Origin of the sequence: Streptomyces sp. NPDC060027, assembly GCF_042737005.1 — a bacterium.
Lineage (GTDB): Bacteria > Actinomycetota > Actinomycetes > Streptomycetales > Streptomycetaceae > Streptomyces.
In genome coordinates this window covers 1-10,435 of record NZ_JBHWVI010000271.1, presented here as the reverse complement: position 1 = coordinate 10,435, position 10,435 = coordinate 1, and the positions used below count along the sequence as shown (strand labels likewise).

Sequence of the window (10,435 nt, the reverse complement as noted above, 5' to 3'; positions counted from 1 at the left end):
GCCGGTGGTGGTGGGGGGGCGCTTGGGGGGGCCCACCCGGACACCGGTTCGCCGCCGCATCGTGTGCCGTCCTCCCCGTCCCGGCGTCCTCCCGTCCCGGCGTCACACCCGCCCGGCGGTGTCTCGCTCGGGCCCCTCGCGCATCGGCGTGATTCCCGTCTCCACCTTTTCCCGGGCCGCGCGCAACGCCCGCAGACGCGGGGGCCACTTGCGGGTGTCGCGGGGCTCGACGTAGGGCTCCTCGGAGGGGAGCCTGCCGTGAGTGATGGCCCGCTGGCGGGCGAGTTCCGCGTCGAACTCCAGGCCCAGGAGGATGGCCAGGTTGGTGAGCCACAGCCACACGAGGAAGATGATGACGCCCGCGAGCGTGCCGTACGTCTTGTTGTACGAGCCGTAGCCGGCGGCGTAGACGGCGAATCCCGCGGACGCGGCCAGCCAGATCACCGTGGCGACGACGCTGCCGGGGCTGAACCAGCGGAAGCCGCGGCCGGAGACGTTGGGGGCGGCCCAGTACAGCAGGGCGATCATCAGCTCGACGAACACCAGCAGGACCGGCCACTTGGCGATCGACCACGCCGTGATCGCGGCGTCGCCGAGCCCGATCGCGGTGCCGGCCCGCTCGGCCAGCGGTCCGGTGAACACCACGATGATCGCGCTCCCGGTGAGAAGCAGCATCAGTGTGAGGGTCAGCGCCAGCCTCAGCGGTGTGACCTTCCAGACCGGACGGCCCTCCGGCAGGTCGTACACCGCGTTGGACGCACGGATGAACGCGCCGACGTACCCGGACGCGGACCACAGCGCCATGAGCAGTCCGACGATCGCGAGCACGCTGCCCGTACCGCCGCTGTCGCCCAGTTGCGTCACCGCGTCCCGCAGGATCTCGCGGGCCGGGCCCGGCGCCAGGTCCCCCACGTTGTCGAGGAGCCTGTTCGTGACGCGCTGCCCCAGGACGCCCAGCAGGGACACCACCAACAGCAGGGCGGGGAACAGCGACAGCACGCCGTAGTACGTCAACGCGGCCGCGCGGTCGGCGAGTTCGTCGTCCCGGAACTCCTTCACCGTGCGCCACGACACGGCCCACCAAGCCCGTGCGGGCAGCCGGGCGGGCCGGTCCTTCTCGGCGGACCCCGCCGTCCGGGTGTCGGTGCCCGTGTCCGGAAGAGCCTGTCGCTTCGATTCCGGTCGCTTCTCGTCCATGACCGGCGTGTTGCCCGGATCCGGCCGATGAAGCCCCCGGGGGGCGTCCGGGCCGAGGAATTCCGGCTGCCGGGCTACCCCCGGCTGTCGGGCCACCCTCGGGCGCCTGACAACCCCCGTGCGCCCGACAGCCCCGGCCGCCCCCAACCCGGGCGCCACAGGACGGCGACTCGCCGACGACTCGTGTCGTCTGGACAAAAAAAGTTTTCGGTGGGACGGTGGAGTCATGTTGGACGTGACCGTGATCGAGGACGCCGAGGCCGCCGCCGTGTCGCTGGACCCCATACGGGCCCGGCTGCTGGCCGAACTGGCCGCGGGACCCGCGTCGGCCGCCATGCTGGCCGGCCGGGTCGGCCTGCCCCGGCAGAAGGTGAACTACCACCTCAAGACGCTGGAGCGGCACGGCCTGGTCGAGCTGGCGGGCGAGCGCCGCAAGGGCAATGTCACCGAGCGGCTGATGCGTGCGACGGCGGCGTCGTACGTCATCTCGCCGCTCGCGCTGGCCGCCGTGCAGCCGGATCCGGACCGCTTCCGGGACCAGCTGTCCGCTCGCTGGCTGCTCGCGCTCGGCGCCCGGCTCGTCCGGGACGTCGGCTCGCTCATCACCGGCGCCGCGAAGGCCCGCAAGCGGCTGGCGACCTACGCGCTCGACGGCGAGGTGACCTTCGCCTCGGCCGCCGACCGGGCCGCGTTCATCGACGAGCTGACGGCCGGGGTCGGCGCGCTCATCCGCAAGTACCACGACGGGGACGCGGACGGCGGGCGCCCGCACCGGATCGTCCTCGCCGTCCACCCCACGCTCAAACCCGAGGCCACGGCCGGACCCGAAGCCGTGGAAGCCCCCGCGGACGGCGAAACCGCCCCGCTGACCACCCAGGAGTCATGATCATGCCCAAGGAATTCGAGATCGCGCGCGAGTACGAGGTCGACGCCTCGCCGGACCAGATGTGGGACGCGATCACCAGCGGCAGCGGCGGCTGGCTGTGGCCCGTGGAGTACGAGCCCCGCGAGGGCGGGGCCGGCCCCTTCGGCAGCACCATCACCGCCTGGGACCCGCCGCACCGGCTGACCGTGCGCAGCGAGGACGTCGGGTTCCCGACGCAGAGCCTCAACCAGATCGACCACACCATCGAGGCCCGCGACGAGGGCCGGCGTTCCTGGGTGCGATATGTGCACAGCGGCATCTTCACCGACGACTGGGACAACCAGTACGACGGAGCCGACAAGCACACCGACTTCTATCTGCACACCCTGCGCGAGTACGTGACCCACTTCGCGGGCCGCCCGGTCGCCTTCGCGACCTTCGAGGGACCCGGCGCGTCCACGGCCCCCGACGCCTTCGCCGCCGTCGGACGGGCGCTGGGCCTCGCGGACGGCACCGCCGAGGGCGCGCGGGTCCGGGCCCAGGGACCCGGCGGCCAGGTCTTCGACGCCGTGGTCGACTACCGCAACCCGTACTTCATCGGGCTGCGCACCGACAACGCGCTCATCCGCTTCTTCGGGCGCAACCGCTGGGGCGCTCCGGTCGGCATCAGCCTCCACGACTTCGCGCCCGACGCCGACGCCAAGGGCAACGAGACCGCCTGGAAGGGCTGGCTCGACGGAGTCTTCACCGGCTGACCCGTCCGGCGGGACTCCTCCGCGCAGGCGAAGAGCCCGGCCCCCCGGACGACGGGGCCGGGCTCTCGCGTACCCGGGCGGCTACGGACGGAACCGCAGCACCTGCGGGTCGTGGTCGCTGATCTGGTCGGAGAACTCCGAGTTGATGTGCACGCTGTCGTACTCCAGGTCGCAGCCCTTGCGGATCGACGGGCTGACCAGGATCTGGTCGAGGACCTGGGCGTTGCCCTGGTAGTCGTACGTGTAACGCTCGCTCTTCGGCAGCGACTTGATCGCCGACCAGAGCTCGCCGTCGCCCTCCAGGATCTTGGCCGTGTCGGAGAACTCGAAGTCGTTGATGTCGCCGAGCGTGATGACATCGGCGTTCTTCTGCGACTTCAGGATCTCGTCGACGAAGGTGTTCACCGCGGTCGCCTGGGCGTGCCGCTGGACCTCCGAGCTGCGCGCCGGGGGCTGGTACTGCGCCGTCAGCCCCTGGTCGCCGCCCTTGGAGTTGAGGTGGTTGGCGATCACGAACACCGTGTGGCCGCGGAAGACGAACTCGCCCGCGAGCGGCTTGCGGCTGCTCTTCCAGGCCGTGTTGGCCGGGTCGACGCGGCCGGGCGACGCGGTGAGCTGCGCCTTGCCGTGCACCTTCGTGACACCGACGGCGGTCGTCGAGTCGCCGCCCGCGCGGTCCGTGAAGGAGACCCGCTCGGGGTTGAAGAGGAAGACCTGGCGGATGTTGCCGCCGGGCTCGCCGCCGTCCTGGTCGTTGACCGGGTCGATGGAACGCCAGTCGTAAGCCGGGCCGCCCGCCGCGACGATCGCGTCGATCAGCTTCCGCACCGTCTGGTCGGCGGAGACCGTGCCGTCGTCCGTCGCGCCGTTGTTGTCCTGGATCTCCTCCAGGGACACGACGTCGGGCGACTTGAGGTTGTTCACGATCGCGGACGCGTGGGCGTCGAACGTGGCGTCGCCCGGGTCCAGGTTCTCGACGTTGTACGTCGCCACCGCCAGCTCGCCGCGCGACTGCTTCCGCGTCGTCTCGCGCTCCAGGCCGCCCTTCTTCAGGGTGCCCAGCTGGTTGGCGACGAGGGTGTAGCCGCCGAACTGGTTGTAGTCGAGCGGGCCCGCGGTGGCGCCGGTGAGCTTGTCGCCGACGTTCGCGGTCGGGAAGTCGGCCGTCGCGCCCAGGGACTGGATCTGTATCCGGCCCGTGTTCTGGGAGGTGTACGAGCCGTACACCGTGCCGCCGCGGTGGGTGGCGTGCTCGCGCGGCTTCACCGTGACCCACAGCTCCGTGTACGGGTCGGTGGCGGTGACCACACGGGCGTCGGCGACCTGGACGTTCATGCCCTCGAGGGACTCGTAGTAGTCCAGGGCGTACTTCGCCGGCTCCAGGGTGAGGCCGTTCACCGAACCGTTCGCGGCGGTGTCACCGGTGGGGGCGTAGGCGTTCGGCACGGACCTGGCGTCGACGACCGTCGCGGCCGGGACGGCGTTGCCGCCGGCGACGACGGTGACCGTCGGCTTGGTGATCTCCGTGACCGACTGGTTGCCGGTGGAGGCACCGCCCGGGACGTACTCCGAGACCGTGCCCGTCACCGTGACCGAGTCGCCGACGGCGACCTTGGGGGCGGAGCTGGTGAAGACGAACACGCCCTCACTGGTGGCCGGGTCGGAGTCCGGGGCGGAGTCCTGGAGCCAGAAGCCCTTGGACGAACCGTAGGTCCGCACACCGGTGACGATGCCGGCCACGTCCGTGACCTTCGCACCCGCGAGCGGGGAGGTCCGGGTGGTGCCCTGGATGTCGTGGATGTGGACGGTGTCCGCGTGGGCCGGTGTGGTGAGCACCACGGCGGAGATGGTGGAACAGACCGCGGCGACGGTCAGCGCGCCGATGCGCGCGGTTCTCTTGCTCGGCAAGGGAATCCCTCCGGGGACGTTCATGAGCGCCGGGACGAGGGTGGACTGTGGGGAAGCGCGACCTGCGTGCGGGCCGGTGACGCGCGTAGAAGTGGGCGGACCGCACGGCCGTTGAACTTCTACGCGCGTCAATCTCGTGTGTGGTGAGGGGAGTTGTCAAGGTTTCAGCGGTGTACGAGACCTGTCGGACACATGAACCGGGCGGCATGGGTGGAAATCCGTCTAGGCTGAGCCGTTGGCACGGATTTCCCGGGCCGCCTTCGGATCCCGAGTCCGCCGGCGCCCCGCGGGATGCGATGCCCGCCGCGGTCGACGGTGCCCGCCACCGTCCGGCGCGGCGTCGGGCGAACCCCGCCCGAACCGCTTGCCCTGCTCGTCGTGGTTGTTCGGAGGAGAACTCAGCCGATGTCAGACAGCTCTTCCCTGCCGCCCGTGCGGCTGCTCTCCGAGGCGCAGCTGGCGCGGGACGCGCTCGCCGCGCCGCTGCTCTCCCGCGCCGCGAGGCTGGCCCGCTGGGCAGGCCCCGGCACCCGGGTGGGGGCGGGGGGCGAACTCGTCGAGGAGCAGCTTCCCGAGGCGGCCGGCGTCCTCGGCCTGTCCGGCGACGACGCGGCCGCCTTCGCCGGTGAGGCCTGGCGGGTGGCCGTCGACACCGGACTCGTCGAGATCGTGGACGAGCAGGAGGGCACCGTCGAGGCGGGCGAGGACCTCGCCGTGCTCACCTCCGGCGCCCCGCAGGACGTCCTCGGTGTCTGGCTCGGCGCGCTCGACACCGTGCTGGCCGACGCGAGCGTGCCCGACCTCGACGATCTCGTCGAAGCCATGGGCGAGGGCGGCGAGATCGACCTCTCCTCCCTGGACTGGGACCCGGAGGCCGAGGCCGAGTTCCTCGACGGGGTGCTCGGCAACCTGTATCTGCTGACCGTCGGCGAGAACGCGCTCGGCGAGGTGCCGGTGCCGCTGCCCGCGCTAGCCGCCTCGATGATCGTGCCCGACGACATGGGAGAGCCCACCAACGACGTCCTGGAGCAGGTCTCGGACGCCATGATGCGGCTCGACGACCAGTTCCGGCTGCTGGAGCCCATCGGCCTCATCGACTTCCAGCCCGTCGACGAGGCCCTGATGGCGGACGCCGACGAGGAGCCGGCCGCCCCCGTCGACGAACTGGACGTATCGCGGTACGGCGTGGTGCGCCTGACACCGCTCGGTCTGTACGGACTGCGCGCCCGGCTGACCGAGGCGGGTTTCTCCGCCCCCGCGGTGGGCGAGTTGACGGACAAGGGCGCGGACACGCTCCTGGACGGCACGGCCGGCTTCCCCCCGGCCGCCGCCCAGGCCGAGATCGAGCAGTGGCTCGCCCGGCGCGAACCGCTCGCCGCCGCCCGGGAACTGCTCTCCGCGGCACGCGGCACGGACCCGGGTGCCCCGCTGCGCCGCCTGCACTGCCAGCAGGCTCTCTCGCTGGTCGGCATGGAGGCCGAGCCCGCGCTGCGCGAGGTCCTCGACAACGCCGAACTGGGCGGTCTCGCCCGCGTCTGGCTCTCCGAGCAGGGCCTGCCCGACGTGCCCCCGCCGTCCGAGGCGATGGTCTTCTGGCTCACCATCGACACGGTGGCGGCACAGCTCGCCGCCGAGGGGAACTCCACCGAACTCCAGGCCCTCGTCGAGGGGCTGGCCCAGCAGCACAGCGGCTTCTTCGACTCGGCCTGGCGGGTCGATCACCCCGCCGCCCCGGACGTCCTGGAAGCCATGGGCCGCCTGCATCCCGACAAGAAGGTCGCCAAGGAAGCCCGCAAGGCCGCGTTCAAGGCACGGTCGCAACAGGCGGGGTGAGCCGCCGGTGACCCCGGGCGCCCGGCGCCCGGACGGACTGTTCCCCGGAGGCAGGCGTTCCCCTGCGCCGGTCGGGTGGATTCACGCAAGCGGGACCCCTGAAGTCGGCGCGCGTTCAACTCGCGTTCAGACGGGGGCGGGACCGTGTGGCCGCAACCGAGGCCGCCACCCGCCCCCCACGGCAGTCCGAGTCCACCGTCACAGGAGACATCACATGTCGCTCACCCGCAGGGACTTCGCCAGACAGTCCGCGATCACCGGCGCAGGCGTGGCCCTGGTCGGCAGCGTCGGCGCCCTCGCCACCGCACCCAACGCCCTCGCCGTCACGGAGACGGACACGGACGGCGCGGCCGGGGAGGCGGTGGCCGCCGGGCACGGCGGCGTCGGCTACGGCCCGCTCGTCACCGACCCGAAGGGCCTGCTCTCGCTGCCCGCCGGGTTCTCCTACCGCGTCATCACCCACAGCGGCAGGACCAAGCTGGAGTCGGGCGAGTTCACCCCCTCCAACCACGACGGAACGTCCACCTTCGAGGGCCCGCGCGGCGCCACTCTCCTGGTCAACAACCATGAGCTGGCCGGGCCCCGCGCCAACTGGCCCTACCCGGTGCCGCTCACCGAGGGTCTCGTCTACGACCCCGCCGCCGCGGGCGGCTGCACGGTCGTCGAGGTGCGCCGGGACAAGGTCGCCGAGTGGGTCGGCATCGCCGGCACGGCCACCAACTGCGCCGGCGGCAACACCCCTTGGGGCACCTGGCTGACCTGCGAGGAGACCGAGGACAAGGCCGGCACCAACGGCTTCACCAAGGACCACGGCTACGTCTTCGAGGTCGACCCCGAGGACCGCCGCCGCAACCGGAACCCCAAGCCGGTCAAGGCGCTCGGCCGCTACGCGCACGAGGCCGTCGTCGTCGACCCCAGACGTGACCGCCTCTACCTCACCGAGGACGCATCGAACCCCAACGGCCTGCTGTACCGCTGGACGCCCCCGCAGGGCTTCGAGCACGGTCACGGAAAGCTCCGCACCCTCGCCGACGACGCCGGATCGCTCCAGGCCTTCAAGTGCTTCGACTCCGGCGGCAAGTTCGTCGACGACCTCTCCCGTGCCACGAAGATCGGCACCGTGTACGGCGTGGACTGGGTCGACGTCCCGGACCGTGACGCCAAGACCGTGTCCGTCCGCAAGCAGTTCACCGCCGGCCAGGTCACCCGGGCCCGCAAGCTCGAAGGCATGTGGTGGGGCGACGGCGGCGTCTACATCGTCTCCTCGTACGCCCGCACCGAGAGCCCCGGCCAGGCGCACGACGGAGCGGTCTGGTTCTACGACCCCAAGCGCCGCACCCTGACGCTCAAGGTCCTCATCGGCGTGAACCCGGACCCTGCCGTCGACGGCCACTTCGACGGCCCCGACAACATCACCGTCTCCCCGTACGGCGGCCTCGTCATCGCCGAGGACGGCGAGGGTGTCCAGCACCTCTTCGGCGCCACCGAGAGCGGCCGCACGTACCCGATCGCCCGCAACGAGCTCAACATCGGCACCGCCGAGGCCCCGGAGTACAGCGAGTTCACCGGCGTCACCTTCTCGCCCGACGGCAGGACCCTCTTCGCCAACATCCAGGTTCCGGGCATCATGCTCGCCATCACCGGCCCCTGGAAGCGCCAGAAGCGCGGCTGAACTCCCGCCGTTTCCCCGGCGAGTTAATTCGCTCGCCCGACGCGCGGCCGCCCTCCTAAAGTAATGCCTGTCCAGGTGCGAAGGCAGGACCTACTTCCACTGATAATGGGGCGGCCGCGGGTTCGAGTCCCGCCACCGGCACAACGCGCCGGTGTAGCTCAGGGGTTAGAGCACCTACGTCGGTTCAGCCGAACCTGAACTCTGGACACCACAACTTCACGCACCTCCCGGTGCGCGGGCCGCGGCTACTTCTCTCTCAAAGAATCCACGCCGCGGCCGACTTGAACTCGGGAGGCGCAGCTCATGGTGGGTGCCCGGTGCGCAGGCAACGGTTACTTCATTTGGGATCAGAGGGCCGCGGGTTCAAGTCCCGTCATCGACTTCGGGTCGGTGTAGCTCAGTCGGTAGAGCATCTGCGCAAGTCCGTCGCCGACTCCTGATCTCGGGCACCCTCCATTTGCTGTGCCTCCCTCCGAAACGCGACTTCACCGTCGTACAAAGAATTCGGGGGAATTCACCATGGCACGCTTCAACACCAAGGCCGCGAAGGCGCAGCCCACTTCCCGCGTGACGTCCACCGGCCGTGTGCTGCGGACGCACCAGGGCGGCCGGGGCCAGGAGCGCGACGCGCGCTCCGAGCTCTTTCTCCTGGCGATCGCCAACTTCGTCTCGCAGCAGACCTTCTACGAGACCGGCGAGGCCCGCGACGACCGGTTCGCCAAGCTCGTGCGCGAGCTCGCCGTCTCCGACCCGTCCTGGACCGCCGGCCTGCTGGGCTGGCTGCGCGGCGAGGGAAACCTGCGCACCGCCTCGCTCGTGGGCGCCGCCGAGTACGTGAAGGCACGCCTCGACGCGGGCGCCACCGACGGCCCCGCCAACCGGCAGGTCATCGCCTCCGTGCTGCGCCGTCCGGACGAGCCGGGCGAGCTGCTCGCCTACTGGACCTCCCAGTACGGCCGCAACGTGCCCAAGCCCGTCAAGCGGGGCGTCGCCGACGCCGTACGACGTCTCTACAGCGGCAAGTCGCTGCTGAAGTACGACACCGCGTCCAAGGGGTACCGCTTCGGCGACATCCTCAACCTCGTGCACGCGGCGCCGGACCCCGGCAAGGCGTGGCAGGGCGACCTCTTCCAGTACGCGCTGGACCGGCGCCACAACCCGGACACGGCCGTCGTCCCCACGTCGCTGCCCGTGCTCGTCGCCCATCGCGATCTGATGGCGCTGCGGCCGGACGAGCGGCGCGCGGTCGTGACCGGCGCGCACGGCGCTCAGCGTCTGGCGGACGCCGGCATGACGTGGGAGGCGCTGGCAGGCTGGCTGCAGGGACCGATGGACAAGGCGGCCTGGGAGGCCGTGATTCCGTCCATGGGTGCGATGGCGCTCGTCCGCAACCTGCGCAACTTCGACGCGGCGGGGGTCAGTGACGAGGTGGCGGCTCAGGTCGCCGCGAAGATCAGCGACCCGGCGGAGGTCGCGCGCTCGCGGCAGTTCCCGTTCCGCTACCTGGCCGCCTACCAGCACGCGCCGTCGCTGCGCTGGTCGTACCCGCTGGAGCAGGCGCTCGGCCACTCGCTGGCCAACGTGCCCGCGCTGCCCGGCCGGACGCTGGTGCTGGTGGACCGCTCGGGCTCGATGTTCTACTCGCGGCTGTCCGACCGCTCGGAGCTCAACCGGGCCGACGCGGCGGCGATCTTCGGCACGGCGCTCGCGCTGCGGGCGGCGGACGCCGATCTCGTCGAGTTCGGCACCAGCAGCAAGCGGGTGAAGTTCCGCAAGGGCGAGTCGGTGCTCAAGGTCATCGAGCGGTTCGGCGACCTCGGCGGCACCAACACCAGCGAGGCGGTCCGCGCGCACTACAGGAAGCACGACCGGGTCCTCATCGTCACCGACGAGCAGGCCACGTACAGCCACTACGGCGACCCGACCGGGCAGGTCCCGGCGCACGTACCGGTCTACACCTGGAACCTCGCGGGATACCGCGCGGGCCACGGCCCGTCGGGCAAGGGGAACCGCCACACGTTCGGGGGGCTCTCGGACGCGGCTTTCCGGATGGTTCCGCTTCTGGAGTCGGCGAGGGACGCGGACTGGCCCTGGGCCTGAGCGAGGGGTGTGGACCGTACCTGGGCCGGCGCGACGGCTTCGGCTTCCGGGCCGCGGCGACGCGTACGGTCCCTGGACCTGATCGGCACATGCGGCCCGCACTTC

Annotated in this window: 7 protein-coding genes and 1 tRNA gene; 6 read left to right on the top strand and 2 right to left on the bottom strand. The window is 71.3% G+C overall.

Features of this window, described 5'->3' with window-relative positions; genetic code table 11:
• Positions 1–102 precede the first annotated feature (102 nt).
• On the bottom strand, positions 103–1,197 hold the full coding sequence (locus tag ACFWBT_RS38155; protein ID WP_385707946.1) for a YihY/virulence factor BrkB family protein: 1,095 nt from the start codon (positions 1,195–1,197) through the stop codon (positions 103–105).
• Positions 1,198–1,423: 226 nt separating this feature from the next.
• Between ACFWBT_RS38155 and ACFWBT_RS38150 the strand changes: the two genes are divergently transcribed.
• Together ACFWBT_RS38150 and ACFWBT_RS38145 are read left to right on the top strand one after the other, a co-directional pair.
• Entirely contained in the window at positions 1,424–2,083 is a 660-nt protein-coding gene (locus tag ACFWBT_RS38150; protein ID WP_385707943.1) for an ArsR/SmtB family transcription factor, read from the top strand.
• Between the two features lie 2 nt (positions 2,084–2,085).
• The gene (locus tag ACFWBT_RS38145; protein WP_385707940.1) at positions 2,086–2,817 is read left to right on the top strand and encodes an SRPBCC domain-containing protein; all 732 of its coding nucleotides are present in this window, start codon (positions 2,086–2,088) and stop codon (positions 2,815–2,817) included.
• A gap of 81 nt (positions 2,818–2,898) precedes the next feature.
• On the opposite strand, the gene ACFWBT_RS38140 is transcribed toward ACFWBT_RS38145, so the two are convergent.
• On the bottom strand, positions 2,899–4,725 hold the full coding sequence (locus tag ACFWBT_RS38140; protein ID WP_385707937.1) for an endonuclease/exonuclease/phosphatase family protein: 1,827 nt from the start codon (positions 4,723–4,725) through the stop codon (positions 2,899–2,901).
• 405 nt (positions 4,726–5,130) lie between these two features.
• Between ACFWBT_RS38140 and ACFWBT_RS38135 the strand changes: the two genes are divergently transcribed.
• The 4 genes from ACFWBT_RS38135 to ACFWBT_RS38120 all read left to right on the top strand — a co-directional run bounded on the left by ACFWBT_RS38135 (position 5,131) and on the right by ACFWBT_RS38120 (position 10,330).
• Entirely contained in the window at positions 5,131–6,558 is a 1,428-nt protein-coding gene (locus ACFWBT_RS38135; protein ID WP_385707935.1) for a hypothetical protein, read from the top strand.
• Between the two features lie 214 nt (positions 6,559–6,772).
• Positions 6,773–8,230, top strand: coding sequence for an alkaline phosphatase PhoX (locus ACFWBT_RS38130; RefSeq protein WP_385707932.1), 1,458 nt, complete (start codon positions 6,773–6,775; stop codon positions 8,228–8,230).
• Between the two features lie 65 nt (positions 8,231–8,295).
• Positions 8,296–8,371 (top strand) — tRNA-Ile (locus ACFWBT_RS38125).
• Positions 8,372–8,749: 378 nt separating this feature from the next.
• Positions 8,750–10,330: a TROVE domain-containing protein gene (locus ACFWBT_RS38120; protein WP_385707929.1), complete on the top strand. Its 1,581-nt coding sequence runs from the start codon at positions 8,750–8,752 to the stop codon at positions 10,328–10,330.
• The last annotated feature ends 105 nt before the right edge of the window (positions 10,331–10,435 follow it).

Bases quoted from the DNA above. Each gene is read 5' to 3' on its own strand.
- ACFWBT_RS38145 (WP_385707940.1), top strand. From the start codon at position 2,086: ATGCCCAAGGAATTCGAGATCGCGCGCGAGTACGAGGTCGACGCCTCG.
- ACFWBT_RS38150 (WP_385707943.1), top strand. From the start codon at position 1,424: ATGTTGGACGTGACCGTGATCGAGGACGCCGAGGCCGCCGCCGTGTCG.
- ACFWBT_RS38155 (WP_385707946.1), bottom strand. From the start codon at position 1,197: ATGGACGAGAAGCGACCGGAATCGAAGCGACAGGCTCTTCCGGACACG.
- ACFWBT_RS38120 (WP_385707929.1), top strand. From the start codon at position 8,750: ATGGCACGCTTCAACACCAAGGCCGCGAAGGCGCAGCCCACTTCCCGC.
- ACFWBT_RS38130 (WP_385707932.1), top strand. From the start codon at position 6,773: ATGTCGCTCACCCGCAGGGACTTCGCCAGACAGTCCGCGATCACCGGC.
- ACFWBT_RS38135 (WP_385707935.1), top strand. From the start codon at position 5,131: ATGTCAGACAGCTCTTCCCTGCCGCCCGTGCGGCTGCTCTCCGAGGCG.